The sequence below is a fragment of the Pseudoalteromonas sp. XMcav1-K genome (assembly GCF_044005875.1).
Taxonomy (GTDB): Bacteria; Pseudomonadota; Gammaproteobacteria; order Enterobacterales; family Alteromonadaceae; genus Pseudoalteromonas; species Pseudoalteromonas spongiae.
The window spans coordinates 17,843-43,547 of the sequence record NZ_JBIPJE010000035.1; the positions used below are offsets into that span (position 1 = coordinate 17,843).

The window sequence follows — 25,705 nt, forward strand, 5'->3', positions numbered from 1 at the left end:
CGTGTTAAAATTTGACAATTAAGCCAAATAAACCAATTACTAGGAAATACTTTTGGATCCTCGCGAGTTATTAGACTTTGTAATCGACAAAGCAGACGACATCAAAGCCGTTGATATCACCACGTTAGATATGACAGATAAATCATCAATTACCGACTATATGGTTGTGTGCTCAGGCACTTCAAAACGCCATGTACAGTCAATTGCCAACAACGTTGCACTTGAAGCAAAAGCACAAGGTATTGAAATCATCGGTACCGAAGGCCAACAAGAAGGCGAATGGGTATTACTTGATTTAGGTGATGTAGTACTTCATGTAATGCAAGAAAGTGCACGTGAATTCTACCAGTTAGAAAAACTTTGGAGCTAATTCTGTGCGTATTCAGCTAATTGCTGTTGGTACGAAAATGCCAGCGTGGGTAGAAACCGGCTTTCAAGAGTATCAACGCCGGTTTCCGCGCGATATGAGCTTAGAGCTTATTGAGATTCCCGCTGGTAAACGTGGTAAAAATGCCGATATTAAGCGTATTCTGCAGCAAGAAGGTGAAAAGACCTTAGCCGCAATTCCTAAAGGGAACAAAATCGTTACTTTAGAGGTCACAGGTAAAGCACTCGATACCCATCAACTTGCCAAGGAAATGAGTAAATGGCAACTTGATGGACGCGATATCAGCTTACTAATTGGCGGCCCTGAAGGTTTGGCACCTGAGTGTATTGCCGCATCTGAGCAAAAATGGTCATTGTCTAATTTGACCTTGCCTCACCCTCTGGTAAGAATAATCGTCGCAGAAAGCTTGTATCGTGCATGGAGTTTGAATAACAATCACCCTTATCACCGAGAATAAGAATAAAAACAATTAGATGCTAAAACAACGCGCTACTATCAGGGATCACTCAGCGGAGGCTAATTTAGTCGCCCGCCGCGCGTTTGTGGCGTTTGTGTTTGTCATGATTGTTATTGGCATCTTGTTTGTTAACGTGTTTAATTTACAAGTTAATCAACACCAAAGTTACCAAACTCGCTCTAACGAAAATCGCATTAAAGTCATTCCAATTGCGCCAAACCGTGGCCTGATATACGACCGTAACGGTGTACTACTCGCGGAAAACCGCCCTGTTTATAATCTTGAAGTAATCCCAGAAGAATCTGACGACCTCGAAAAAAGTTTAAGCGAAGTCTCCGCTCTTTTTGATATTAGCCAAGAGCAGCAACAAGAATTTCTTAAAAACAGTAAACGCAAACGTCGTTTTAAAAGCCAAATTTTAAAGTCTCGCCTAACCCCAGAGCAAGTTGCATTGTTTTCTGTTAACCAACACAAATACCCAGGCTTTAGCGTTGAAGCACGCTTGGCGCGTCATTACCCTTATGGCGATGCCCTAACCCATGCCATTGGTTATGTTGCCAAGATGAATAAAACTGAGCACTTTGAGCTTGAGATGGAAGGCCGCGACGTAAACTATCGGGCGACTCGTGATATCGGTAAGTTAGGCATCGAAAAATACTACGAAGAAATATTACATGGCACCGTCGGTAGCGAAGAAGTTGAAATAAATAACCGCGGGCGAATTTTACGCACGCTAAAATCCACCGATCCTGAACCTGGCAAAGATCTCATTCTGACGCTGGATATTGGCTTACAGCAAATAGCACAAGCGGCGCTTGATGGCATGCGTGGTGCGGTTGTAGTGATGGATGCCCGTGACGGCGGTATTTTAGCCTTTTATTCAAACCCAAGTTACGATCCTAATTTATTTGTTCACGGCATTAGTAGTAAAGATTACAAAGCACTGCTCAACCCCGATAGACCTCTTGTTAACCGTGTAACCAAAGGGGTTTACCCACCGGCATCAACAATTAAACCACACCTTGCAATGTTGGCGCTTGATGAAGACGTTGTTACTGAAACAACCGAATTGTACGACCCTGGCTTTTTTAAATTACCGAAAGCGGATCACCGTTGGCGTGACTGGAAACCTTGGGGGCATGGCAAAGTCGATGTATATAGAGCAATCGAAGAAAGTTGCGATACTTACTTTTATGAAGTGGGTTACCGCTTAGGCATCGATAAAATTAGCGAGTTTATGTATCAATTTGGTTTTGGTCAGCGCACTGGCATTGATATTCACGAAGAAAAAACAGCCAATTTGCCATCGCGAGAGTGGAAAGAAGTCACATACAAGTTACCTTGGTACCCAGGCGACACACCAAATATTTCAATTGGTCAGGGCTATTGGACCGCAACGCCAATGCAAATAGCCAACTCCATGACTATCATGGTGAACAAGGGCCTGCGCTATCAGCCGCATTTAGTGTCAGCAACTAAACTGAGCGACCAAGTACAAATTATTGCCCGTGATGAAAAGCCCCCCGTGCAACTTAAAAATGATGAAAATTGGGATATTGCACTACGTGCGATGTACAACACAGTACATAAAAAAACGGGCACGGCGCACAAAGCCTTTATTGGTGCACAATACACGGCAGGTGGAAAAACCGGTACTGCGCAGGTAAAAAGTATCGCCCAAGGTGAGCGTTACAACGCAGAAAAACTAGACGAGCGCCATCGCGATAACGCAATGTATATTGGTTTTGCCCCTTATGAAAAGCCTGAAATTGTAATAGCAGTTGCCGTTGAAAATACCGGTGGCGGCGCAACCGTTGGGGCACCGATTGCGCGTACATTAATGGACTATTACTTTTCGAATAAACCAGAATCTTTGGTAGGTAAACCGTGAAGGCGCTCAATCACAATAAAACGATTTGGGATAGATTACACTTAGACTGGCCATTACTTGTGGCAATTTTAGCCTTAATGAGCGGCAGTTTAGTGGTAGTTTACAGTGCCGGCGGTCAGAATATTGATTTAGTATTTCGTCAAGCAACCCGTATTGGACTTGGCCTATTTGTTATGTTCGCCCTTGCCCAAGTATCACCCACAAATATGCGGCGCTGGGCATTGCCCATCTACGTGGTTGGTGTTGCCCTGCTGGTTGCCGTCATGTTTTTTGGTGTATCAAGTAAAGGCGCACAGCGCTGGCTCAATGTGGGTATTCGCTTTCAACCCTCTGAGATTATGAAACTCGCCATGCCGATAATGGTTGCTTGGTATATTAGCCGTTATCATTTGCCACCGAAATATCGTCATTTAGCAATTGGCTTGTTAATTGTTGCTATTCCAACACGTTTAATCATGAAGCAACCCGATTTAGGCACATCAATTCTGATTGCAAGTTCTGGCCTATTTGTGTTGTTTTTTGCCGGTCTTCATTGGCGCCTTATTTTAGGTGCTTTAGCCATTGCACCAGCCGCAATTTATGGTTTTTGGCATTATGGCATGCACGAGTACCAAAAAACGCGGGTGCTAACCATGCTCGACCCTGAGAGCGATCCACTTGGTGCGGGATATCACATTATTCAGTCTAAAATTGCGATTGGCTCTGGCGGTGTTGAAGGAAAAGGCTGGACGCATGGCACGCAGTCTCAATTAGAATTTTTGCCCGAGCGCCACACCGATTTTATTTTTTCCGTGCTGAGTGAAGAGTTTGGCCTAATAGGTGTCACTATTTTACTTAGCTTGTACTTGTTTATTATCGCTCGCGGCTTATTTATTGCTGTCAGTGCACAAGATGCATTCGGCAAATTATTAGCAGCGAGTATTACCCTGACCTTCTTTGTTTATGTTTTTGTAAACATTGGTATGGTTTCAGGGTTATTACCTGTAGTAGGGGTTCCCCTTCCCCTTATCAGCTATGGCGGTACGTCCATGGTAACCCTGCTTGCGGGGTTCGGTATTATTATGTCTATTGCAACCCATAAGCGTATTTTGGTGAAATAACACAATGAAACACCTACTACTTATAACAGTTTTAATTTCGATAACCGCATGTGCGCCGTCTGGTCGCTACAGTATGCGTCATGACGCAGCGCCACTGCGCGCGCCATTGCCAGAAGAAATGCAAGATGTTGCCGTAACATCTGAAAAGAAAAGCATTTCTGCAAGCAGACCTTATGAAGTGCACGGCAAGCGTTATCAGCCATTGCACAGTGAAGTAGGCTTCAGCCAAACTGGAGTAGCCTCTTGGTATGGGCGAAAATTCCATGGCTACGCCACATCTAATGGTGAGCCATACGATATGTTCGCCATGACCGCAGCACATAAAACCTTACCGTTACCCAGTTTCGTGCGTGTTACCAACTTAGAAAATGGCAATACTGCAGTGGTACGCGTTAACGACCGCGGGCCATTTCACGATGATCGTATTATCGATTTATCGTACGCCGCCGCATATAAACTAGGCTACCATCGCACAGGTACCGCGAAAGTAAAAATAGAAGCCCTAGTTCCGGAAACTAATCATCACAAAGCCTATATCCAAATTGCTGCAGCGCAAAGTATCGAGCACTTAGGCGTGCTTGCTAAAACGTTAACGGCAGAACATCAGGTAGACAGTAAAATTGTGAAAAAAGATGGAATTTATCGCTTACGCCTTGGTCCAATCGACAATGCGCAAGTTGCGAAAGAATTACTCGATAAAATTAAGGCAAACAGCCATGAAAACGCATTCATGCTTTACAGTGACTGATTGCTTTAGGATAATTAACGCAAAATACCCAAAACTAATACAATTGACCCAAAGAGCCAATGAATCGAATTAAAAAAACAGTTATTGCTGCCATTGCAGCAGCGTCGTGCTTTTCACTGCAAGCACAAATCATCCCCGCGCCTCCTCAAATCAATGCCAAGGGCTATTTTTTAGTTGACTTTACAACAGGTAAAGTAATTGCCGAAGGTGAAGCTGATACTAAGCTAGCACCGGCAAGTTTAACCAAAATGATGACCAGCTATGTGATTGGTCTTGAGGTAGAAAGCGGTAATATTTCGCTTGATGATCAAGTTACCATCAGTGAAAGAGCGTGGGCGAAAAACTTCCCAGACTCATCAAAAATGTTTATCGAAGTAGGTAAACAAGTATCGGTAGAAGACCTAAACCGCGGCATTATTGTTCAATCAGGTAATGATGCGTGTGTAGCAATGGCTGAGCATATTGCAGGTAGCGAACCAGCATTTGCTGATTTAATGAACGCCCATGCACAAAAATTAGGTATGAGTAATACGCACTTTATCAACAGCCACGGGTTAGATACTACAGAGCACTATACTACGCCACGTGATATGGCAACCTTAGGTGTTGCACTCATTCGTGACGTACCAGCTGAGTACTCGCTATACGCAGAGAAGTCGTTCACGTATAACGGCATTAAGCAGTATAACCGTAACTCACTTTTGTGGGATGAAAACCTAAACGTTGATGGTATTAAAACAGGCCACACCAGTGAAGCTGGCTACAGCCTTGTAACCTCAGCTAAAAAAGGCAATATGCGTTTAGTATCGGTTGTTATGGGTACTAAGAGCGAGCGTTCACGTGCAACAGAAAGCCGCAAATTACTTAACTACGGTTTCCGTTTTTTCGAAACAGTGACACCATATAAAGCCGGTGACAGCTTTGCCGAGCAGCGTATTTGGATGGGTCACAAAGAAACGGTATCGCTAGGTATTTTAGAAGATACACCGATCACTATTCCTCGTGGTCAAATGAAAAACCTAAAAGCGAATTTCGAGCTAGACCAAACACTTGAAGCACCAATTGAAAAAGGTGTAAAAGTGGGTACTTTGTTCTTACAACTAGACGGTGAAGATATTGCACAATATCCACTAGTAACGTTGGAAGAAATTAACGAAGGCAGCTTCTTTAGCAAAATCTACGATTACATTCGTCTACAAATTAACAACTAATCTGTTAATTAATAAAAAAAGCGCCATTTGGCGCTTTTTTTATTTGTAAATTGCCAAAGACAGATAAACATTATTAATAAGCGTTTTTTTGAATTTATGATAGACTAGCGGGCATTTTCTTAGGGCCAGCTAAATGGTCGTAATAACCCTATAATTACTGAGGTGAAATGTGGTTAATCCGGTTAAAAATACTAAATTTGACGAGTTTTTAGAGTTCCCTTGTCCTTTTACTTTTAAAGTAATGGGCCTTGCAAATGTTGACTTAACCTCGCAAGTATTAACTGTGATGCAAAAGTTGGCGCCTGGCGACTACGCACCAAAAACCAAAGCTAGCAGCAAAGGTAATTATGAGTCTGTAAGTTTAGTTGCAACAGTGACCAGCAAAGAACATATCGAAACAATTTACACTGAGCTTGGCTCAATCGCAGACGTACGTTACGTACTGTAAGGCCTATTAATATGCCTAAATTGATCGTTCGACAGCTTAATCGCCAAGATTACGAGCCGGTATGGCAGGCAATGCAGGACTATACCGATACGCGCGACGAAAATGCCGCTGATGAAATTTGGTTGGTAGAACACAACCCTGTGTTTACCCAAGGTCAAGCAGGCAAAGAAGAACACTTATTAATGACCGGTGATATTCCGGTAGTTAAAGTTGATCGTGGCGGCCAAGTAACTTATCACGGTCCAGGCCAACAAGTACTGTATGTACTGTTTAATTTACGTCGTCTCAAAATTGGTGTGCGCGAATTGGTTACCTGGCTTGAAGAAACGGTGATCGATACCCTAAATGATTTCGGTATCAAGGCGTACGCCAAAGCCGATGCACCGGGCGTATATGTCGATGAAAAGAAAATAGCCTCTTTGGGTCTTCGCGTTCGTCGCGGCTGTTCTTTTCACGGTCTTGCGTTAAATATCGATATGGATATGGAACCGTTTTTACGCATTAATCCATGTGGTTATGCCGGAATGGAAATGCTACAAACCAAACAAATTAATGGCCCACAAACGCTAGAAGAAGCGTCAAGCGGGCTGGTAAAGCACCTAGTTAAAAAATTAGGTACCACTGAATATGAGCAAGTAGTAGGTTTTTAATCAATGAGTAAACCTGTAAAAATGCAACCGGGCGTAAAGCTTCGTGATGCGGAAAAAATGGCACTAATCCCCGTCAAGGTTATGCCAACTGAAAAAGAAGAAATGCTGCGCAAGCCAGAATGGCTAAAAATTCGTTTACCTAAATCAAGTGAACGTATTGACGGCATTAAAAGCGCAATGCGTAAGCATGGTTTGCACTCAGTGTGTGAAGAAGCATCTTGTCCAAACTTGTCTGAGTGTTTTAACCACGGCACAGCCACCTTTATGATTTTAGGTGCAATTTGTACCCGTCGTTGCCCTTTCTGTGATGTTGCCCACGGTCGACCGCTGAAGCCTGATGCACAAGAGCCAGAAAAGCTTGCCTTAACGATTAAAGATATGAAGCTAAGTTACGTTGTAATTACGTCTGTTGACCGTGATGACTTACGTGACGGTGGTGCACAGCACTTTGCCGATTGTATTCGCGAAATTCGCAAACACAATCCAGGTATTACGATTGAAATTTTAGTACCTGACTTCCGTGGTCGTATGGATAAAGCCCTTGAGATTTTAACCGAAACGCCACCTGATGTGTTTAACCACAACTTAGAAACGGCGCCGCGCCTTTATAAGCTTGCACGTCCGGGTGCTGACTACAAATGGTCACTTGAATTACTGCGTCGCTTTAAAGAAGCTCACCCGAACGTTAAAACAAAATCAGGTTTAATGGTTGGCTTGGGCGAAGAAATTAGCGAAATTGAAGAAGTGTTGCGCGATTTACGTGAACATAATGTAGATATGCTTACTGTGGGTCAGTATCTACAGCCTTCTAAGCACCATTTACCAGTTAAGCGCTACGTGCCGCCTGTGGAATTTGATGCATTAAAAGACTATGCTGATGAAATTGGCTTCAGCCATGCAGCTTGTGGTCCGTTTGTACGCTCTAGTTACCACGCTGATTTACAAGCAGCAGGTAAAGAGGTTAAGTAACGAAAGCGTAAGCTAAATTACTTAAATAGATTACAAATAAAAGCCAGCACATGCTGGCTTTTATGTTTTATATTCGATTCATTTTTAATGCGTAACGAATGCAAAATGGCGCAATAAATCGATGAAATGGCTTAATGATTGCCATATACACTCGCCCTTTTAACGTTCTTAACTCCACCTCTGTCGCAACAATAAATTGACTTTGCGACACCCGTTTTACCGTTAGCCAAATTGCCATATTGGGCTCCTCACTGGTACTGACAACTTGCTCATCGCTTACCAATTGGTAACGCAAAAACCCCGCGCTCTCGCCTGTTTTCATCGAGGTCAAACTACTTCCCATATTATTATCTGTTGCCAAAAAGCCAAACAGTGAGACGACTTTGTTACGCAGTGTCAAAAGGCCTTTCACCCACTGTGGCAACTCAGCAAAAATAGCAAAATAAACCTGCTGTGCAGTTAAGTCAGCTTTGTTTGCAGTAAACATAAATGCGTCTTTGTAACACACCCCGCAGCCTTTGCTAATAACACTTGGAAATTGAATTGCCGTAACTTTATTTTTTACCGAGCTGCTTTTGTAAAAACGCATCTTTAAACGCCTTTTTTCCATCTTTAAAGCCTAAAATAAGTAGCAACAGCACTACTCCACCAGGCACTAAAACAGCCATAAGCAGCGGACCAACAACATAGCTATAACAAAAGATAAACGGCAGAAAAATAACCGAGCCAAGTAATCGTTTTAAATGTTCCATACTCACTCCTAAAATAAATTGAGCGCGCTCATTTTATTATTGAGCGCGCTCAAAAATCAACAACAATTTTTATTGCGTTAATTTATAAAGCTGGTGTAATAGCACATGTACTGGAGGAAAACGTGTCAAAAAAAGAACAAACAAAACAACTTATTCTTACAACCGCATGGCTGCTTTTTAAAGAAAATGGATACCAAAATACCAGCACGCGCGATATTGCTATGGCGTCTGGTGTTGCCAACGGCACAGTATTTAGTCATTTCAAAAGTAAAATAGACATATTAAAAGCGGGATTTTCAGACCAATTAGATGAAGTACTGTTAAACGCCAGCAAAAAAGATAAAAGCCATACTGCAATTGAACGCATGTCGCACTATGCTAAAGCGCTCTACCCGTTTTACTTATCTCAGCGTGAGTTTAGTCGAGAGTTACTTGGCACGATCATGTGGCAACACAGTGAACTTGCCCCTCAGTTAGCACGATTTAAAAACCAACTAATACACGATAACAACGCAAGTACACATCATGCTGATGTGATCATTGATCTTTATTTTATGACCTTGCTATACGGGCTAAATCACCCTGAAATAAATGAAAATGAATTAGTTGCACAACTTGAAAATAAGCTGAGTATGCTCAATGTACCTAACTAACATTCAGGTTAACTAAAATAGGTTAACCTATGTAGCATTAAGCATAAGTTAATAATAGCGCTTTAAAATACGCGGGGTTGAACTTGCAAAGAGCAAAGCTCAACACGCACTTGTGTAAGTCCACTTAATTTCGTTAAACAAGATAAAGGAACTACTATGAATCGCTTTGCTAAACCTTTGTTTTTATGTTCACTTATTGCCACCAGCACAATTACATTAACCGCGTGTCAATCTGCCCCTGAAGTACAGCAATCAACAATGCGCACCTTAAATACGGAAGTATTCTATTTTGACCGCAGCATGTTGCCACCTAATGCCGAGTTAACAGTAACGCTTGAAGACGTATCAAAAATGGACGTTGCCGCAACCGTGATCAGTAGTAAATTAACCACGCTCGATACTGCGCCACCTTATCGCGTTGCACTAACTTATGATGAAGCACTCATTAAAGACAACATGCGCTACAACGTACGCGCACAGATCCGTAAAGACGGTGAGTTATTGTATACCACGACACAATCAAATAACCCGTTTGCAAATAACAGCGGTCCGCTACGACTAAAACTGACTAAAATCGCCCCAACAATTAAACCAGATGTACCGCTGACAAATACTTATTGGAAAGCCACCATGTTACAAGATGCTCAAGTGAATACACCTGAAGGTGCACGAGAAGTCTTTGTGCAGTTAAAAGCCGATGGTAACGCGCGTGGATTTGCTGGCTGCAATAACTTTATGGGTGGCTATTTAGCAAAAGAGTTTGGCCTGCGCTTTAAAGGCATGGCCAGTACTATGATGATGTGCCAAGGTACGGCGAACACCCTTGAAAGTGCAATGCATCAAGTATTGCAAGATACGTTTGAATACAAAATAAAGGGTGAGTCATTAACTTTATTTAACGAGAAAAAAGAAAAAATTGCTCAGTTTAGTGCCGTATATTTTAACTAACTAAACCTTACTTAATACATAAAAAAGCCGCATTTTGCGGCTTTTTTTATTCTTCAACGAGTTGTTCGCTACGGTAGAAACCACCGTCATCCGATAACAAGGAAACAAGTTCTGGTAAACATGCATCCATGGTCTTTTTCAATGTCCATGGTGGGTTTATCACAATCATGCCTGAGGCCGTCATGCCTAATTCATCACTATCTGCGCTCGTCGCAAGTTCAAATAACTGAATATTGCGAATACCCGATGCAATAAGCCCCTGCTCCATTTTTTCAATGCGCTTGCGTGTCACTACAGGATACCAAATCATAATCGTGCCACTGTTAAATCTTACATTGGCTTTTTTAACGGTTTTAACAACTTGCTCGTAATCTGACTTTATTTCGTAAGGAGGATCAATTAATACGCAACCACGTTTTGCCTGAGGTGGTAGTAAACCTAATAGTCCTGCAAATCCGTTTTCTTTACGAACATAGGTTTGCTTGCGACGCGTGCTAAGCTCAGCCATATTGTTTTTTAAGCTTTCGCTGTCTTGCGGGTGCAATTCGAATAACCAGCGTTTGTCGCTATCACGTAACAAGCTGTCAGCAACAAGTGGCGAACCGGGATAGAACTCAAGTTCCCCTTTATTAAACTGTTTTACACGCTCAACATAATTTGCAATTGCTTGGTTGTCACCTTTGTATTGCCATAACTTAGCAATACCATCTAAATACTCTTGCGTTTTTTGGGCGTCTGCATTGGCTAAACGATAAATGCCAACACCTGAGTGGGTATCAATATATTCAAGTGGCTTATCTTTTTGCGTAAGATAAGTAAGCGTTTCAATTAATACTAAATGTTTAATAACATCAGCAGGGTTACCTGCATGAAAAGAGTGACGATAGCTAAGCATATACAGCCCTAAACGTAAATTTGCTGCATTATAACTCTTTTATACATGTTTTACGGGTAGATTTTGCGCAGTTAAACGATTTTAGCTAAATTTCCTTGAACTTAGCCTTGCTATCGCCATCCAATACCCATATTTACATATTACTGTCACATTTATTCATTATTATTTAAGGCGTGCCATTATGAGCGACAATTTATACTCTACGCTACATTCGTTAGTTGACCAATTAATCTCCCAAAACCAAACCCTAAAAGAAGAAAAGCAAGCGCTTGAAACTGCGTTAGCCAAAGCAAAAGACGAGCTTGAAACATCACAGCTTGAATTAATGGAGCTTGAAGAATCAAGCAGCTCACAAGCAGCGTCTTTAAACGAACTTGTTACTAAGCTTTCGCAAGCGGCAAGTTAATTTATGGCGCAAGGTGATAATCAGGGCCTCGCAATAACCTTACTTGGCAAGCAACATATGATTGCTTGCCCAAAAGGCAAAGAAGATGAGCTGCTTGCTGCAGCTAACCGTTTAAACGATGAGTTAAACGAATTTAAACAGCGTGCACACACCAAAAGCGATGATAAAGTATTGCTGATGGTCGCTTTGAATCTTTGTCACGAATTACTCAGTGCTGACGCGCAACATACCAAGCAAATGAACCAACTGATTGTTAAGTTGTTGTCAGCAGTCGAATAATATATCTCAGATTGTTCTGGAAATTATTTTACTATTGCGATATTAATGTCACACCTTTAACCGCTAAAAACCGTTGGCCATGCAAAAATCTCAACTATTTGGCATCAAACTACTCGTTATTAGTTTAGTATTTTTTGTCATTTTAATTGTAGATGCAGTGGTTATTTGCCAGCTTTTAAATACGCAAAACTCGGTAACTGTGTTACAAGTTCAATTGTGGGGAAGCTGTTTGGTAGCAGGTGGTATTGTGAGTGGCATTTCGCTTTTACAGCTCAAAAAAATCAGCGCAATGCGTGCATCAAGCTATTTAATTATGGCCTTGATTTTTATAGCCTTACCCTTTATTTTTGCGACAAGCCCTTATTCTGTAACAAGTTTTTTTAACTTCTTTTAAATCTTACAGTTATCAACTTTTTGCCTTTTTGTCATTTCTGATACTTTTTTCTTGTCTACACTTAAACCAAGTTTTCCTGAAAAGGCATGCTGGTTATGTATCGCTCACCCGAGTTAAAAGGTCTATTGCTATCGCTGTTACTTGCATTAGTAGCACCAACTGTATCTGCCGTGAGCGACAAATCGAATATTTGGCAACTTATTGCTGAAAATAGACAGCTAGCAAACCTCTCACACCCACGAATAGACGATAAATTACACTGGTATTCGCAACAATCGTTTTATGCCAGCAATATTTCATTGCGTGCAAAGCCATACTTACCCTACATAGTTGCAGAGCTTAAAAAACGTAATATGCCGATAGAATTAGCCCTACTGCCCATTGTTGAAAGTGATTTTCGTATGACTAAATCACAAAAAGGCGCGGCGGGAATTTGGCAACTTATGCCACTGATTGCACAGCATTATAATGTGCCAATTAACGGATATTACGATGGCCGCTTCGACTTAGTGCTTTCAACCCATGCTGCACTGAGTTATTTAAACGAACTATACGTGACTTTTGACAAAAACTGGTTGTTAGCAATCGCGGCCTATAACTGCGGTGAGGGTAAAGTAAAAGAGGCAATACGTATAAATAAACATAACGCTAAACCGGTAGATTTTTGGCATTTGCCATTACCGCAAGAAACCAAAGATTATGTACCTAAGCTATTAGCGGTTAACAAACTGATTGCGAACAATCCGTCGTTTTTTCCACCTGTGGAAAGCATATCCTCTACTCGTATCATCGATGTAGAGCAGCCCTTTTCCATTATTGTAATTGCAGAACTGCTCCAAGTGCCTAGCGCGGAAATATTAAAACTAAATCGCGCTTATATCGCTGATAAAAGTGCACCAAATGGCCCCTTTCATTTGCTGCTACCAAAAAAGCTCGGCATCACACTAGAACAAGTATTGTTGTTTAGCCGCTATGGTAAAGATAAAGGATACACAGTTAAAAAGGGGGACTCTTTATACCGCTTAGCAAACCTCACCAACACATCAATTTCAAAGTTAAAAGCGCTTAATCGTTTAACTACAGATGTATTGTATATCGGGCAGCGTTTAATCTTACCCGCCAGCAGTAAAAGCATGCCGAGTTTAGTGCGTGAATATGCCATTAGCCGTTACATCAAACGGGCAAAACCGGAAATCGAAAGATTAGAAGTATCTTATCAGGTTAAACCGAGCGATTCCCTTTGGCACATTGCCACTTTGTTTGATGTTACCATCAAGCAACTGCGCGATTGGAATGCATTGCCGCGAAAAGGCATTATAAAACCAGGGCAAGAATTAAAAATTGTTATTACGCAAGCTAAAGCGGCGCCGCAAAACATACTTACATCTGGCGATATCACCGAGCAACTGCCCTACTTTTCAATTAGCCAAACTGCGACATTAAACAATTGATTTTCGCGTCTTAATCTGAATTCATATATACTGCGAAAAATTGTTAAATTTAGGATTATTATGCAAATCGCAAAAGACGCCGTTGTTGAATTTCATTACACCGTTTTTGAAGGTGACACTCAGTTAGAATCAAGCAAAGATGGCTCTCCACTAGCTTACCTTCATGGCCATGAAGGTATGTTACCAGGTTTAGAAAATGCGCTTGATGGCAAAGCAGCTGATGAGAAATTTAGCGTTGAGCTTGAAGCTAAAGACGCATATGGGCCACGCCACGATAATGCAGTTCAGCGTATTCCTTTAAAGCACTTACAAGGTGCTAAAGTATGGAAGCCAGGCATGACTGCCGTTGTGCATACCGATCAAGGTCAACGCCAAGTAACAATCATTAAAGTTGGTCGCTTTAACGCTGATTGTGATTTAAACCACCCATTTGCTGGTAAAGATTTAACCTTTAATATCGAAGTTGTATCAGTACGCGAAGCAACAAGCGAAGAGTTATCGCACGGCCATGTGCATGGCGCTGGCGGTTGCGGCCACTAAATTATGAGTAAGGTCGCAGTAGTTACTGGCGGTAGTAAAGGCATTGGCCTTGCTACCGTTTCGCGATTAATTGACGATGGTTATATCGTATACAACCTGGATATTAGCCATTCAGATGTCGGGCATTTTATCGACTGCGATGTGAGCAATGTTGATGCGGTTGGCAACGTGATTGCAAATATAGGGCAACAACATCAATCAATTGATGTGGTTGTATCTAATGCAGGTCGCCACCTTTCAGCTAACATCGAAAACACATCTGAACAGATGCTAGATGAGCTATTTTCGTTGAATGTGAAAGGCGCGTTTAGCCTAATTAAGCATGCGCTACCTTTTATGAAACAAAACGGCGGCGCAATTGTGCTAGTAGCGTCTGATCAAGCGCTTATTGGTAAGCGAAACTCCTTCGCATATAACTTATCTAAAGCGGCACTTGCCTCAATGGCACGTACCACCGCGTTAGACTATGCCGAATATAACATTCGTGCCAACGCTGTTTGTCCAGGTACCATTGAAACACCGCTTTATCATGCAGCTATAGATAGTTACTGTGAAAAAAGCGGCGCTAACAAGGCCGAAGTACACGCTGAAGAAGAAGCACTACAACCGCTTAACCGTTTAGGTCAGGCAACTGAGGTAGCAGATTACATTGGCTTTTTGGTCAGTGATAAAGCGACATTTATCACCGGTAGCTTGCAGGTTATTGACGGTGGATACACAGCGCAATAACGCCATATTCGACCCTCACCTTCATCTTTTTGATTTAGATGAAGGTGATTATTTTTGGCTCAAAAATGCACTGCCCCCTTGGCCAAAAATTAGTTTAATTCAACGCAATTTCACACCAGCCGATTTAAAACTACCGGTACATTTTCAGCTTGACGGCTACGCGCATATTGAAGCGGGTTTTAATAATACTCACCCCGCGGCCGAAATCGCCTTTTTAGAACAAAAATACAAACGCGCGCATTGTGCGATAAGTTATGCGCAAATTGACCAAGACCCACATACCTTTAAAGAGCAAATTCAGGACTTTTCACGCTATGCTACTTTTGTTGGCATTCGAGATATTAGTGAAGGTGCGGATGCCGAGCGATTATTAAAGCCAGAAGTCGTAAGCAATTTTGCGCTGCTTGAAAGCCATCAGTTAATCTTTGAGGCGCAGTTTGAACTTCACCAACACCCTATCACAAAGCGCTTATGTGATTTAGCAAAAGCATGCCCCACTTTAAATATTGTGTTAAATCACGCAGGTCTGGTTACAGCTGAATCGTTTGATGATTGGCACACAGCAATCAAAAACCTGGCACGCTTTGATAATATCGCGATAAAGTATTCTGGGTTTGAAATGATAGATTTGCCATTAAACGAACCATTCAGAAAAACGGTGTTGACCACACTAGTTACACATTTTGGCGAAAACCGCGTTATGTTTGCCAGTAACTTTCCAATTTGTTTAATGGCATCAAGTTATGCCTCGCTTTGGCAACAATATTACGACCTGTGCCCTAATAAAGCACTGTGGCAAAAGCTCAGTTTTGCTAACGCGAAGCGAATTTATCAGATACAGAAATAGCGATAGCTAGCCAGCTCTCAGGTTAATTATTACGAGATATTTGCTAAAGCCTTATTAGCGTGATGCCACGCATATTCATGTAATTTCCAATGTTTTGGTGACCAGCCCTCTAAAAAGCGCACAAAGTCCGCCCACGCAATGCTATAAAGTGCTAACCAGCACGATAAAATTTGCGTACCGCCCGGCTTAGCAAACACATCACAATACTTTAAAAACGCCGTTTGATAATAATTCAGTAACTCATGCTCAACAGCATATAGTTGCTCACTGGTAAATGCACTACTGAGTAACAACATTACGTCTTGTATACCAATGCCTTTGCCAACATACTGAAAGTCATACCCTGCAACGGTATTTTGCGACATCATAAAGTTAGCAATTTTAGCATCGCCATGAATAAGTGTTTGATACGGACAACTCCGCAATTGATTATCTAACGCTGGCGCTGCCGCTTTTAACGCTGTATGCGACATTGCATTTAACTCATCCGGACGCGTCGCAAGATGCCAATAACCGCCTTGCTGCCATAGCTTATTGTCACTGACATTAAGATTTTGCGCATGAAAACACGCCAACCAATCAAGAACCCCTTTAACCGCTGAGATATCATCTTCGGCTATGGCTTCAAACCCCGCAGATGCTAAATCACTGAGCAGTAAATATTGCGTATTATCAGCTGCCAGTAACCCTAAAAATTGTGGCGTAACGACATTTAGTTTGTTGCTGTAGTGGCGATAAAAATATTGTTCATTGCGATAAGAACTTAGCTTTCGAGCAGATGCAAAGTCACTATTCCAGCCCTTCGGGTGGTGTATTTCAGTTGGCTTGCAAATGGATTTTACTACTACCGATTCATCATTTTGTGCAAACGAAATACGATGCAGCGCACCAAAGCCACTCCAAACTGTTTTGAAGGTATCTACTTGGCGAATATTTGACTTGCCAAGAGTTTGGCATATTTGCAGTTGAATGGTGTCATTTAGCATAGTGGAACCGATATTATCAAATCGCGTACACGCTACCATATTGCAAAAAAAAGAGCAGCAAATGCCGCTCTTTTGTTCAACGAGTAACAATTAGAAATTTTGCTTAGTTGCTTTGTAGCGCAGTGTCACATTTGCATACGGTAAAATACCACGCAGACGGAAATACCACTTACCCTCTTCAGGTTTGTCTAGCGTACATGTTTCGTTGCTGCCCCATAAATATGGACGACAATCATATTTAAAGAAGTTAGGCTGTTTACCGTGGCGCACATATAAATCTGCTTCACCATCGCCTTCAATTGACACTTCTAACGTATCAAAACCCGCTGGCAGTTCAATAGTACGGTGATCCCACCAGAACCAACCAGATAGGTTTTCAAATGTACCTTCAATAACTGTTGGCGCTGGGCGTGTATCAAAGTCAATTACGATTGGGTCGTGATCAGATGCACGATAAGCGTGATCAGCATATAAACTTGCTAGGTGCTTATCTGATTTGTATTCCATGTTGTAGTCAAGTGAAACTGGCTCGTCAGCATTAATATGCCAATCTTGAATACCAACTACTTTGTCATACATGCTGCTTGATGCAAATGCGTGATCTAAACTACCAATGCGACCTTGATATACATACGAGTAATCACGTGTATGACCAAACCGTTGCTTTTTAATGTTTACAAAACCATTGTTAACAAATGCATAGATTGGATCTTCTTCACCATACGCGTTCATATCACCAAGAATTACCATATCTTCATCAGCTACAGTAGTTGGATTAGTCGCTAACCACTCATTCAGTTTATTAACTGCGTTAACGCGAGTTTGGTTCCAACAACCTTGACCATCCTTTTGGTCTGCATCTAAACCTTCCGCTTTACTACAGCTACCTTTAGAACGTAAGTGAGTAACCACTACAGAGAAATTCTCTTTGGTTAGCTTATCTGTAAAGGTTTGCATTACTGGTGGACGGTTTCCGTAATCAAACGGAACTGCTTCAGTGAACGCAGCTGTGCCTATTTCTGCCACTTTGTTACTGCGATAAATAATCGCCGACATAATTGCGTCGCCACCGACCTGTTCCGTGTTTAAATTAACAAAGGCATAGGTATCGTTTGCTTGAGCGGCATTTAAAGACGCAACTAAATCAGCAATTGCACTTAAATCAGAAAAACCATCGTTTTCCATTTCAAGTAAACCAATCACATCTGCATCTAGCGCTAAAATTGCACTCACTGTTTTTGCTTTTTGACGTTCAAATTCTTCTGCAGTGTCTGCACCACGAGGCGTTGGGAAACCACCGCCTTGGCCGTCACCATTGAAGTAATTAAGTACGTTAAAGCTCGCAATTCGTAAATTACTGTTTTCAACAGCGTCTGGCGCTTCGCTACGCTCATTTTCAGGGATAAAGTTTGGTGTTGTTGTTGGGTGAATACGGTACTGGCTATAGCCATAGCCAAGAACGCCGGTAAGGCCATTTACTTTATCGCCTAGACGCAATGTATTGTAAGCATCAAGTTCTGGCGTTGGGTATGGGATAACCTCAAGGTTTTGCGCGCTTGAACCATCATCTAATGTAATAGATTTAAGCTTGTTTTCAGCCTCTACTGCATTTGCAGCATCACCAGGCAGTGCAACTTGCGTGCTTTGGAATAAACGTTCTGTGCCAAGTTTTAACTCGCCATAGCGTGAAAGACCATAAGTATCATTTACAACTAGTTCATTAGATACACTTACAAGCATACCTTCATACGCTTCTAAGCCACCTTCAGCTGGTAGTGTTATTTCTGTGGCTCTGTAACTTTCTGTACCACACACTTTAAGATCACCAACATAAGCAAGTTGAGTTTGCCCATATTTTTCTTCTACTTTTGCACGTAGTTTTACAACATCACCTTGTGCTACTTCAGTTTTGTTGTAATAAACAAAAATACCTTCTGATGTGGTTAAGTCACTATCTTGGTCAAATGACTCTTCTTGTAAGAAAAAGCCTTTTAACTGATCGTCACCTTGCAGGCTTACAGTAACAACTGCTTGCACTTCAACTGTTTCGCCTACAAGCGAGCTCGCATCACCATTCCCTTGAATAGCACTAATAAGAGTTGCATCACCACCGCATTCAACTGGGTCCGGCTCTTCTGTTTGCTGATTGTGACTACCCACATTTGAAAAATCATCTTTTGGCAATGCCATCCATTCAAGTTCGCCATCAAACGCTGCAAATGCATCTGTACGGCCAGATTTCACAGATTCTAATCTAATTAACGAACGATCTTGAGTGCGTACATCACCGCTTACCCAAGCTGAACCTGGATCGACACCAATTTGGCCTAAGCTATCAACCACAGTGTCACTGTTAGTTAATGTAACCGCGTCATCACCGTTAAACCAACTGCCATCAGTATCAAGCTGCGCTTTTGCTTTTAACGCTTCCGCTGCACGTGAGTGTGCAACAACATAAGTAGTGTTAGGTGCAAGCTCACCAGCAAGCGTAATCGTACGGCCAATTTCCGTCTTACCGTTAAAATAAAAGTTTAGTGCGTAAGTTGATAAATCAACTGCGGTATCGCCTGCATTATAAACTTCAACCGCTTTATTGTAGCTGCCGCCTTCAACGTATTCCGAAATGATCACATTCGCATTGGCACTGGCTGTTGCCAAGGCAATTGCGCTTGCCAAAAGTGTTTTCTTTAACATTAGTATTGTTCCCGATTTTGTTTTACCCGACTAAGGAACATCGTATGCTAGGCATATAAAGTGACAAATCAATTACAAAATAGTGTTTATTTACAGTGATTTACGATTAATTTAACATTTTTGAAACACTTGAAATTGAAAGGACTAATGTCCGGTGTTTTAGATATTTTTAGGAATAAGAAAAAAATATCAATTCCCAAATGGAATTAGCGTTACTTAATTTTAATTTCATTCGGACATATGACCTTGCTGCTACCAATAAACAATTAACGGCGACACTATTAGCCGTTTTATTGTATTTAGTTCGCAAGAGATTTATAACAAACAGCAGACTTTACACCGCACCTTTTGTATAAAAAAGCTGACTAAACCAATAACGTTTTTTACCTTTTCGCAAAATAAAATCTCATCATATTGTTTTGACCTAAACCACTTCAGCCCACTATGTAAAACTAAACTCACTAGCGTGACTCATTTTCTTAAAAGGTTGATAGCACACCCTCTAAAAAAGCCTTTCGGTAAACTGCGGGCATAAAAAAACGCCTGAGCATAAACTCAAGCGTTTTCTTTAAATCTAGAATGGCGGAGAGGGAGGGATTCGAACCCTCGATAGGGGTTAACCTATACACGAGTTCCAGTCGTGCGCCTTCAGCCACTCAGCCACCTCTCCGCATTACACTGCCTTGCAATGTGTGGCGTATCTTATGCAAAGCCTTGATTGTAAGCAAGTACTTTTTAGAACACTGATTATGAGCGGCTAAAATTACAACACATTAAGTATTGTTTGTCGTTGCCAACTTTAACGATGCCGAAAAATCTAGCATGCGATTAAGCGAACGTAGCGCGCCTTCACGAAGTTCCATATCCACAAACACTTCTTTACCGCTTGCATCAAGTAATGCTTCTTCAATCGCTTTTAGGCCATTCATCGCCATCCAAGGACAGTGCGCACAGCTACGACATGTTGCACCTTCACCTTGAGTTGGTGCTTCAAAGAATTCTTTTTCAGGGCACAGTTGCTGCATTTTATAAAAAATACCGCGATCCGTTGCCACGATGAACTTTTGATTGTCCATCTCTTGCGCTGCTTTAATTAACTGGCTCGTTGACCCTACCGCATCAGCTAAATCAACAATTTCAGCAGGTGACTCAGGGTGCACTAATACCGCTGCATCAGGGTGCAGGGCTTTCATATCTTTTAGCGCTTTTGTTTTGAATTCATCATGGACGATACATGCGCCATTCCACATGATCATATCTGCGCCAGTTTGCTTTTGAATATACGAGCCTAAGTGTTTATCAGGGCCCCAAATAATCTTGTCGCCTTGCTCATCAAGGTGTTCAACAATTTCAAGTGCACAGCTTGAGGTAACAATCCAATCTGCACGAGCTTTAACTGCCGTTGAAGTATTTGCATACACCACCACTTTGCGATCTGGGTGCTGATCGCAAAACGCTGAGAACTCATCAATTGGACAACCAACATCCAGTGAACACGTTGCTTCTAGCGTTGGCATCACAACTGTTTTTTCTGGCGTTAAGATTTTGGCTGTTTCGCCCATAAAGCGCACACCTGCAACCACAATAGTTTTTGCTGGGTGTTTACTACCAAAACGCGCCATTTCTAACGAGTCTGCAACACAACCACCGGTTTCTTCAGCCAGGGCTTGAATTTCAGGATCGGTGTAATAGTGTGCCACTAATACCGCATCTTTCTCTTTTAGAAGTGATTTAATACGTTCTTTATACGCCTGCTTTTCATCGTTTGATAAAGGGGCTGGCTTGGGAGGAAAAATATAATCCTCAGGCATAATTTGTTCAGCTAAGCTCATATTCTCGACCGTGAACTGCTACAGGAAATTGGCGCGCATTATACTGAAAATGGCAACTGAATGACAGTTTTGTGATTGATAAAATAACGCGATGGATATAATTAAGAAATATAAATAAGATATGAATGGTGGGTCATGATGGACTCGAACCATCGACCAATGGATTAAAAGTCCACTGCTCTACCAACTGAGCTAATGACCCGCTCATAGAATGCGTATTGCATATAGAAAGGTCTTTGAATGGTGGGTCATGATGGACTCGAACCATCGACCAATGGATTAAAAGTCCACTGCTCTACCAACTGAGCTAATGACCCGCTCAAAGAGAAGGCTTAGAAAATGGTGGGTCATGATGGACTCGAACCATCGACCAATGGATTAAAAGTCCACTGCTCTACCAACTGAGCTAATGACCCGCTCTAAGCAAGTGCATTTCGAATGGTGGGTCATGATGGACTCGAACCATCGACCAATGGATTAAAAGTCCACTGCTCTACCAACTGAGCTAATGACCCGCTCAATTCCCGTGAGGGAAATACTCGAAGTGCAAAAATCTGAATGGTGGGTCATGATGGACTCGAACCATCGACCAATGGATTAAAAGTCCACTGCTCTACCAACTGAGCTAATGACCCAATCAGATTTTTTGCGCAGCGTTTTTGTCTTTCGTAACAAGCGGCTGCGGGCGCTTATAATACTTATTTAAAAAATGAGTGCAACCTAAAATTACGGTTTTTTTAAGTTTTATGACTCAGTTGGCTAATTTTATACCAACAAATTAAGATTAGCCTAAAAAGTGATAATGTTTTCACTTTTCGTTTACAAATAAGTGGTGTTGCGAGTCTTAATTAAGACTCGCTAATTTTTCAACAGCCAACTTCGCTGGGGTTGAATCAGGGTATTGTGCCACTAAATCATTTAAGATTTTTTTCGCAAGTACCGTTTCACCTTCTTTTAAATAGGTGTTTGCAAGTTTAAGCATGGCATCTGAACGCTTATTTGAGTCAGGGAAGCCATTCACTAAACTTTCAAAGTGCGTAAGTGCACCTTTGCTGTCATTTTTAATTGTCAGTAACTGACCTAACCAATAATGTGCATTAGGCACATAAACTGAATCAGGATAGTTTGTTAAGAATGCTTTGAACTCTGGGATCGCATCATCATAGCGTTTATCTTGCATAATGAGTTGTACAGCGCGATCGTAAGCATCATTCTCAGACAAGTTGTTGCTCATTGTGCCTGAGCTAACATCTGATGTAGTGTCTGCTACTTGTGTCGGTGCGCTATAACTCGATACGCGCGTTTCAATTTCTTGATACAGCTCACGCTGACGTTGCAGCACTTTTTCCAATTGGTAGCCTTGCTCTTCGGTAACACCGCGTAGTTGGCTTACTTCATCTTGTAATGATTCCAATTGCTGCTGCAATTGAAGAAATTGTACGTTTCGATTTGCAACCATGCGCTCTAAAGTTTGTAAACGCGTTTCAAGTGCTGTCGATGACATGCTTGAACTTGCGCCTACCTCAGAAACAGGAGCGGGAGCAGCCAGTAACTGACTGCTCCCGCTAAGAAACATGGTTGCCAAAATAACTTTCGGCTTAATCATATTATCTTCTATATTAGTATACTAAAACTGCGCGACGGTTTTTCGCGAAAGCATCTTCAGTACGTGTTTTAACCATTGGCTTTTCTTCACCGTAGCTAACTACTGAGATTTGGCTTTCCGCAACACCTAGGCTTTGTAGGTATTTAGATACAGCTTCACCACGACGCTCACCTAGTGCGATGTTGTACTCAGGAGTACCGCGCTCATCAGCGTGACCTTCTACAAGTACTTTAACACTTGGGTTCTTAACTAAGAAATCAGCGTGTGCTTGAAGTAACTCAACGTAATCGCTGCGAACTGTTGATTTATCAAAACCAAAGTAGATGATTTGCTCTTGACGAAGCGCTTCATATTTTTCTGCAAGAATTTCTTCTGGCGTCTTTTCTTTAGCAACAGTTTCAACTTGTACTGTTTCTTCTTGACCTTGGTTGCTTTGATTCGCAGATGTATCTTCTTCAACAGTTGAAGATGAGCTACAAGCAGCTAACGTCATTACAGGCACTGCAATGAGTAGGCTTTTTAGTAGTTTGTTAAGTTGCATTGAGTTGATTCCTTTTTTAAAAGTCTAACCTGTAATCTTTACAAAAATGGCGACCACGCGGGTGCCTTAACTTCACCTTCCGCTACCGGTAGGCGAGCTTTAAACCGTCCATCCATTGATACCAATGCAAGGACCTGTTTATTATTATGTAACGTACTATAGATAATCATTGAGCCATTTGGCGCAATGCTTGGTGATTCATCTAAGCGAGTACGTGTTAACACACTGAAGTCACCTGATTTTAATTCTTTTTTAGCAATATGGTATCGACCTAAGGTACGATTTACCATCACCAAGCTATTACCATCAGGCGTGATTGAACCCGCTAAATTCATATCACCGTCAAAAGTAAGTCTTCTTTTCTTACCAGTTGCTAAATTTACGCTATAAATCTGAGCATTACCAGCCCTTTCCGACGTAAATATGATTTCTTTACCGTTTGGATGCCAGCTTGGCTCAGTGTCGATACTTCTGTGTCTTGTAATGCGGCGTGCTTTCTTACTTTTCAAGTCCATTACATAGATTTCAGTCGCACCATTTTTGTCTTTAGACAGCACCATTGCTAGCTTATTACCGTCAGGCGAAAATCGTGGTGCACCGTTGATGCCTTTGAAGGTTGTTAAGCGCTCGCGTTTACCGGTGTAAATATCTTGAATATAAATCTGGCTCTGGCGATTTTCGAATGTTACGTACGCCAGCTTTGTGCCATCTGGTGACCACGTTGGCGACATTAGCGGCTCTTTCGAACGTAATAGCGTTTGCTCGTTGTAACCGTCGTAATCTGCAATCACTAATTGATATGGACGATCTTCGTTTTCACGTACAATTACATACGCAATTTTAGTTAAAAACGCACCGCGTTCACCAGTAAGTGCTTCGTACACCACGTCGCTAATACGGTGACCGTAACGGCGGAAACTATCGCTGCCAATTACGGTTTGACGCGCATCTAAAATATGATCTTCCGAATTAACTAAACGGCCTTTACTTAAAATCTTTGTATCGCCACCTGTAATTTGGCCGCGAATAACATCAATTAGTTGATAGCTCACTAAGTAACGGTCGCCCATTTGTTCGGTAATGCTACCAACTAAAATAGCTTCAACACCTTCAGAAACCCACGCACTGTAATCTACTTCTAAATCCGTTGCTGGCTGCTGCGGCATATTAGCCGGCGCCACTGGATTAAAACGACCACTGCGACGTAAGTCGGCAGCAATCACGTCTGTAATATTGCTTGGCGCGATACCATTTCCGCTATATTTAAATGGCACGATACCAATCGGGCGTGCTGAATCGACACCTTCGGTAATTACAATCTCAAGAGCGGCGTTCGCTGCTGTACTCACTAATAGCACAACCAACAAAGCCCATTTTTGTAATGCGCTAATCATGTTATCCCTTAAATATCTGGTTTAATGGTTAAGTTAATGTTTTTAAGTTTTTCAAAAACCGCTTTGTCTTTTGACACTGGTAATGTATCAGCTCTGCGTACCGCACGAATACTGGCTTCACACACTTGTTTATCGCCACTTAGTGCTTCAACCTGTGTTACTAAACCGTTAAACGCAAGGCGCAAGTTAAGACGACATTGCTTGCCTTTCATGCTGTCTTCCAACAATAAGTTTTGCTGGATTTTGGCGATAATAAGCGCGGTGTATTTTTCTACTTCAGAAAGTACTTGTGCTTGCTTAGCACGACTGCGCGCTGCAGCTTCCGCGGCAAGTTGCTCTTGCATCATTTTTTCAGCTAATGCTTTTTGACGCGCAGCTTCAGCATCGGCCTTACGTTTGGCCTCCGCTTTTTTCAGCCTTTCCTCTTCAGCTTTGCGTTTTTTCGCAAGCGCTTCGGCTTTCTTCTTCGCTTCTGCCGCTTTTTTCTGTTCAGCTTGCTGCTTTTTCTTCGCTTCTCGCGCTGCAGCTTCTGCTTTTTTCTTTTCTCTTTCTTTACGCACGCGCTCTTTTTCAAGCTTGGCGATACGTCTTGCCTCTTCTTCACGCTTCTTTTTAGCGTTTGCAGCACGACGTTCTAAGTCACGAATGCGTTTTGCCTCAGCGGCTTTTTTATCTGCTTCTTGCTTTTTGAGTTCGTTAATACGCTTTTCTACGGCTTTATTATCAACCGACACGGCCTCAATGGCTTTTTGCTCTGGCTTAACAGGAGCATTTAAAGTGACTTCCATTACTTGTGGTGTTGATGGCTTTAACCAGTTGCCAATAACAAGCGCGACAATAATGCCAATATGCAAAGCTGATGATTTTACCAGAGCAGATTTAAAGTCGTTTTTCAT

28 protein-coding genes and 6 tRNA genes are annotated in these 25,705 nt (G+C 41.8%); 18 read left to right on the forward strand and 16 right to left on the reverse strand.

Annotated elements, in window-relative coordinates; translation table 11 throughout:
- The first annotated feature begins 52 nt into the window (after window positions 1-52).
- From rsfS to lipA, 9 genes are all read left to right on the forward strand, one after another.
- On the forward strand, window positions 53-370 hold the full coding sequence (rsfS, locus tag ACHSBP_RS06185; RefSeq protein WP_010560409.1) for a ribosome silencing factor: 318 nt from the start codon (window positions 53-55) through the stop codon (window positions 368-370).
- Window positions 371-374: 4 nt separating this feature from the next.
- The gene (gene rlmH, locus ACHSBP_RS06190; protein WP_010560410.1) at window positions 375-845 is read left to right on the forward strand and encodes a 23S rRNA (pseudouridine(1915)-N(3))-methyltransferase RlmH; all 471 of its coding nucleotides are present in this window, start codon (window positions 375-377) and stop codon (window positions 843-845) included.
- Window positions 846-861: 16 nt separating this feature from the next.
- Entirely contained in the window at window positions 862-2,736 is a 1,875-nt protein-coding gene (gene mrdA, locus ACHSBP_RS06195) for a penicillin-binding protein 2 (RefSeq protein WP_100913133.1), read from the forward strand.
- Window positions 2,733-3,836, forward strand: a complete 1,104-nt coding sequence (gene rodA, locus ACHSBP_RS06200) for a rod shape-determining protein RodA (protein WP_394226570.1) — start codon at window positions 2,733-2,735, stop codon at window positions 3,834-3,836. The genes mrdA and rodA overlap by 4 nt, the downstream gene beginning before the upstream one ends.
- Before the next feature lie 4 nt (window positions 3,837-3,840).
- Complete coding sequence (locus tag ACHSBP_RS06205) at window positions 3,841-4,584, forward strand: septal ring lytic transglycosylase RlpA family protein (protein ID WP_395388374.1); 744 nt, start codon at window positions 3,841-3,843, stop codon at window positions 4,582-4,584.
- A gap of 59 nt (window positions 4,585-4,643) precedes the next feature.
- Entirely contained in the window at window positions 4,644-5,795 is a 1,152-nt protein-coding gene (locus ACHSBP_RS06210; protein WP_010560414.1) for a serine hydrolase, read from the forward strand.
- 169 nt (window positions 5,796-5,964) lie between these two features.
- A complete protein-coding gene (gene ybeD, locus ACHSBP_RS06215) occupies window positions 5,965-6,243 on the forward strand; it encodes a DUF493 family protein YbeD (protein ID WP_010560415.1) in 279 nt (92 codons plus the stop codon).
- An 11-nt stretch (window positions 6,244-6,254) separates the two neighbouring features.
- Entirely contained in the window at window positions 6,255-6,893 is a 639-nt protein-coding gene (gene lipB / locus ACHSBP_RS06220) for a lipoyl(octanoyl) transferase LipB (protein ID WP_239031301.1), read from the forward strand.
- Between the two features lie 3 nt (window positions 6,894-6,896).
- The gene (gene lipA / locus ACHSBP_RS06225) at window positions 6,897-7,862 is read left to right on the forward strand and encodes a lipoyl synthase (protein WP_054978448.1); all 966 of its coding nucleotides are present in this window, start codon (window positions 6,897-6,899) and stop codon (window positions 7,860-7,862) included.
- Between the two features lie 67 nt (window positions 7,863-7,929).
- Here the strand turns inward: lipA and ACHSBP_RS06230 are convergent, their stop codons facing one another.
- Together ACHSBP_RS06230 and ACHSBP_RS06235 are read right to left on the reverse strand one after the other, a co-directional pair.
- A complete protein-coding gene (locus ACHSBP_RS06230) occupies window positions 7,930-8,451 on the reverse strand; it encodes a DUF2867 domain-containing protein (protein WP_395388375.1) in 522 nt (173 codons plus the stop codon).
- Window positions 8,417-8,614: a hypothetical protein gene (locus ACHSBP_RS06235; protein ID WP_100913128.1), complete on the reverse strand. Its 198-nt coding sequence runs from the start codon at window positions 8,612-8,614 to the stop codon at window positions 8,417-8,419. Before ACHSBP_RS06235 ends, ACHSBP_RS06230 begins: the two co-directional genes overlap by 35 nt.
- A 122-nt stretch (window positions 8,615-8,736) precedes the next feature.
- On the opposite strand from ACHSBP_RS06235, the gene ACHSBP_RS06240 reads away from it, so the two are divergent.
- Both ACHSBP_RS06240 and ACHSBP_RS06245 read left to right on the forward strand, forming a co-directional pair.
- Window positions 8,737-9,267 carry a TetR/AcrR family transcriptional regulator gene (locus ACHSBP_RS06240; RefSeq protein ID WP_395388376.1) on the forward strand — a complete coding sequence of 177 codons (531 nt, stop codon included), beginning with the start codon at window positions 8,737-8,739 and terminating at the stop codon, window positions 9,265-9,267.
- Between the two features lie 156 nt (window positions 9,268-9,423).
- Complete coding sequence (locus ACHSBP_RS06245) at window positions 9,424-10,215, forward strand: META domain-containing protein (RefSeq protein WP_395388377.1); 792 nt, start codon at window positions 9,424-9,426, stop codon at window positions 10,213-10,215.
- 46 nt (window positions 10,216-10,261) lie between these two features.
- Here ACHSBP_RS06245 and ACHSBP_RS06250 read toward each other — a convergent pair whose 3' ends face one another.
- Window positions 10,262-11,110, reverse strand: coding sequence for a 23S rRNA (adenine(2030)-N(6))-methyltransferase RlmJ (locus ACHSBP_RS06250; protein WP_395388378.1), 849 nt, complete (start codon window positions 11,108-11,110; stop codon window positions 10,262-10,264).
- A 181-nt stretch (window positions 11,111-11,291) separates the two neighbouring features.
- Here ACHSBP_RS06250 and ACHSBP_RS06255 point away from each other — a divergent pair, with 181 nt between their 5' ends.
- From ACHSBP_RS06255 to ACHSBP_RS06285, 7 genes are all read left to right on the forward strand, one after another.
- The gene (locus tag ACHSBP_RS06255; protein WP_010560423.1) at window positions 11,292-11,516 is read left to right on the forward strand and encodes a hypothetical protein; all 225 of its coding nucleotides are present in this window, start codon (window positions 11,292-11,294) and stop codon (window positions 11,514-11,516) included.
- A 3-nt stretch (window positions 11,517-11,519) separates the two neighbouring features.
- On the forward strand, window positions 11,520-11,795 hold the full coding sequence (locus ACHSBP_RS06260) for a cell division protein ZapA (protein ID WP_395388379.1): 276 nt from the start codon (window positions 11,520-11,522) through the stop codon (window positions 11,793-11,795).
- A gap of 79 nt (window positions 11,796-11,874) precedes the next feature.
- Window positions 11,875-12,189, forward strand: coding sequence for a hypothetical protein (locus ACHSBP_RS06265; protein WP_100913123.1), 315 nt, complete (start codon window positions 11,875-11,877; stop codon window positions 12,187-12,189).
- A 95-nt stretch (window positions 12,190-12,284) separates the two neighbouring features.
- Window positions 12,285-13,640: a LysM peptidoglycan-binding domain-containing protein gene (locus tag ACHSBP_RS06270; protein WP_395388380.1), complete on the forward strand. Its 1,356-nt coding sequence runs from the start codon at window positions 12,285-12,287 to the stop codon at window positions 13,638-13,640.
- A gap of 60 nt (window positions 13,641-13,700) precedes the next feature.
- Window positions 13,701-14,180, forward strand: coding sequence for a peptidylprolyl isomerase (locus ACHSBP_RS06275; RefSeq protein ID WP_010560427.1), 480 nt, complete (start codon window positions 13,701-13,703; stop codon window positions 14,178-14,180).
- Window positions 14,181-14,183: 3 nt separating this feature from the next.
- The gene (locus ACHSBP_RS06280) at window positions 14,184-14,909 is read left to right on the forward strand and encodes an SDR family NAD(P)-dependent oxidoreductase (RefSeq protein WP_010560428.1); all 726 of its coding nucleotides are present in this window, start codon (window positions 14,184-14,186) and stop codon (window positions 14,907-14,909) included.
- Window positions 14,890-15,756, forward strand: a complete 867-nt coding sequence (locus tag ACHSBP_RS06285; protein ID WP_010560429.1) for an amidohydrolase — start codon at window positions 14,890-14,892, stop codon at window positions 15,754-15,756. The genes ACHSBP_RS06280 and ACHSBP_RS06285 overlap by 20 nt, the downstream gene beginning before the upstream one ends.
- A gap of 29 nt (window positions 15,757-15,785) precedes the next feature.
- Here the strand turns inward: ACHSBP_RS06285 and ACHSBP_RS06290 are convergent, their stop codons facing one another.
- The 13 genes from ACHSBP_RS06290 to tolA form a co-directional block, all read right to left on the reverse strand.
- Window positions 15,786-16,742, reverse strand: coding sequence for a phosphotransferase (locus tag ACHSBP_RS06290; protein WP_395388381.1), 957 nt, complete (start codon window positions 16,740-16,742; stop codon window positions 15,786-15,788).
- Between the two features lie 90 nt (window positions 16,743-16,832).
- Window positions 16,833-19,436 (reverse strand): ExeM/NucH family extracellular endonuclease, encoded by a 2,604-nt coding sequence (locus ACHSBP_RS06295; protein WP_395388382.1) that lies wholly within the window; start codon window positions 19,434-19,436, stop codon window positions 16,833-16,835.
- A 580-nt stretch (window positions 19,437-20,016) separates the two neighbouring features.
- Window positions 20,017-20,106 (reverse strand) — tRNA-Ser (locus tag ACHSBP_RS06300).
- 103 nt (window positions 20,107-20,209) lie between these two features.
- Window positions 20,210-21,268 (reverse strand): quinolinate synthase NadA, encoded by a 1,059-nt coding sequence (nadA, locus tag ACHSBP_RS06305; RefSeq protein ID WP_010560434.1) that lies wholly within the window; start codon window positions 21,266-21,268, stop codon window positions 20,210-20,212.
- Window positions 21,269-21,394: 126 nt separating this feature from the next.
- Window positions 21,395-21,470: transfer RNA gene (locus tag ACHSBP_RS06310), tRNA-Lys, on the reverse strand.
- Window positions 21,471-21,509: 39 nt separating this feature from the next.
- Window positions 21,510-21,585 (reverse strand) — tRNA-Lys (locus tag ACHSBP_RS06315).
- A 23-nt stretch (window positions 21,586-21,608) separates the two neighbouring features.
- Window positions 21,609-21,684 (reverse strand) — tRNA-Lys (locus ACHSBP_RS06320).
- Window positions 21,685-21,707: 23 nt separating this feature from the next.
- Window positions 21,708-21,783, reverse strand: a tRNA-Lys gene (locus ACHSBP_RS06325).
- A 44-nt stretch (window positions 21,784-21,827) separates the two neighbouring features.
- Window positions 21,828-21,903, reverse strand: a tRNA-Lys gene (locus tag ACHSBP_RS06330).
- Window positions 21,904-22,112: 209 nt separating this feature from the next.
- On the reverse strand, window positions 22,113-22,871 hold the full coding sequence (gene ybgF, locus ACHSBP_RS06335) for a tol-pal system protein YbgF (protein WP_395388435.1): 759 nt from the start codon (window positions 22,869-22,871) through the stop codon (window positions 22,113-22,115).
- 16 nt (window positions 22,872-22,887) lie between these two features.
- On the reverse strand, window positions 22,888-23,415 hold the full coding sequence (gene pal, locus ACHSBP_RS06340; RefSeq protein WP_010560436.1) for a peptidoglycan-associated lipoprotein Pal: 528 nt from the start codon (window positions 23,413-23,415) through the stop codon (window positions 22,888-22,890).
- Between the two features lie 38 nt (window positions 23,416-23,453).
- Window positions 23,454-24,809 carry a Tol-Pal system beta propeller repeat protein TolB gene (gene tolB / locus ACHSBP_RS06345; protein WP_395388383.1) on the reverse strand — a complete coding sequence of 452 codons (1,356 nt, stop codon included), beginning with the start codon at window positions 24,807-24,809 and terminating at the stop codon, window positions 23,454-23,456.
- Between the two features lie 8 nt (window positions 24,810-24,817).
- Window positions 24,818-25,705, reverse strand: coding sequence for a cell envelope integrity protein TolA (tolA, locus tag ACHSBP_RS06350; protein WP_395388384.1), 888 nt, complete (start codon window positions 25,703-25,705; stop codon window positions 24,818-24,820).

Bases quoted from the DNA above. Each gene is read 5' to 3' on its own strand.
- mrdA (WP_100913133.1), top strand. From the start codon at position 862: ATGCTAAAACAACGCGCTACTATCAGGGATCACTCAGCGGAGGCTAAT.
- ACHSBP_RS06205 (WP_395388374.1), top strand. From the start codon at position 3,841: ATGAAACACCTACTACTTATAACAGTTTTAATTTCGATAACCGCATGT.
- ACHSBP_RS06210 (WP_010560414.1), top strand. From the start codon at position 4,644: ATGAATCGAATTAAAAAAACAGTTATTGCTGCCATTGCAGCAGCGTCG.
- lipB (WP_239031301.1), top strand. From the start codon at position 6,255: ATGCCTAAATTGATCGTTCGACAGCTTAATCGCCAAGATTACGAGCCG.
- lipA (WP_054978448.1), top strand. From the start codon at position 6,897: ATGAGTAAACCTGTAAAAATGCAACCGGGCGTAAAGCTTCGTGATGCG.
- ACHSBP_RS06230 (WP_395388375.1), bottom strand. From the start codon at position 8,451: ATGCGTTTTTACAAAAGCAGCTCGGTAAAAAATAAAGTTACGGCAATT.
- ACHSBP_RS06235 (WP_100913128.1), bottom strand. From the start codon at position 8,614: ATGGAACATTTAAAACGATTACTTGGCTCGGTTATTTTTCTGCCGTTT.
- ACHSBP_RS06245 (WP_395388377.1), top strand. From the start codon at position 9,424: ATGAATCGCTTTGCTAAACCTTTGTTTTTATGTTCACTTATTGCCACC.
- ACHSBP_RS06250 (WP_395388378.1), bottom strand. From the start codon at position 11,110: ATGCTTAGCTATCGTCACTCTTTTCATGCAGGTAACCCTGCTGATGTT.
- ACHSBP_RS06255 (WP_010560423.1), top strand. From the start codon at position 11,292: ATGAGCGACAATTTATACTCTACGCTACATTCGTTAGTTGACCAATTA.
- ACHSBP_RS06260 (WP_395388379.1), top strand. From the start codon at position 11,520: ATGGCGCAAGGTGATAATCAGGGCCTCGCAATAACCTTACTTGGCAAG.
- ACHSBP_RS06265 (WP_100913123.1), top strand. From the start codon at position 11,875: ATGCAAAAATCTCAACTATTTGGCATCAAACTACTCGTTATTAGTTTA.
- ACHSBP_RS06270 (WP_395388380.1), top strand. From the start codon at position 12,285: ATGTATCGCTCACCCGAGTTAAAAGGTCTATTGCTATCGCTGTTACTT.
- ACHSBP_RS06275 (WP_010560427.1), top strand. From the start codon at position 13,701: ATGCAAATCGCAAAAGACGCCGTTGTTGAATTTCATTACACCGTTTTT.
- ACHSBP_RS06280 (WP_010560428.1), top strand. From the start codon at position 14,184: ATGAGTAAGGTCGCAGTAGTTACTGGCGGTAGTAAAGGCATTGGCCTT.
- ACHSBP_RS06290 (WP_395388381.1), bottom strand. From the start codon at position 16,742: ATGCTAAATGACACCATTCAACTGCAAATATGCCAAACTCTTGGCAAG.
- ACHSBP_RS06295 (WP_395388382.1), bottom strand. From the start codon at position 19,436: ATGTTAAAGAAAACACTTTTGGCAAGCGCAATTGCCTTGGCAACAGCC.
- nadA (WP_010560434.1), bottom strand. From the start codon at position 21,268: ATGAGCTTAGCTGAACAAATTATGCCTGAGGATTATATTTTTCCTCCC.
- pal (WP_010560436.1), bottom strand. From the start codon at position 23,415: ATGCAACTTAACAAACTACTAAAAAGCCTACTCATTGCAGTGCCTGTA.
- tolB (WP_395388383.1), bottom strand. From the start codon at position 24,809: ATGATTAGCGCATTACAAAAATGGGCTTTGTTGGTTGTGCTATTAGTG.
- tolA (WP_395388384.1), bottom strand. From the start codon at position 25,705: ATGAAAAACGACTTTAAATCTGCTCTGGTAAAATCATCAGCTTTGCAT.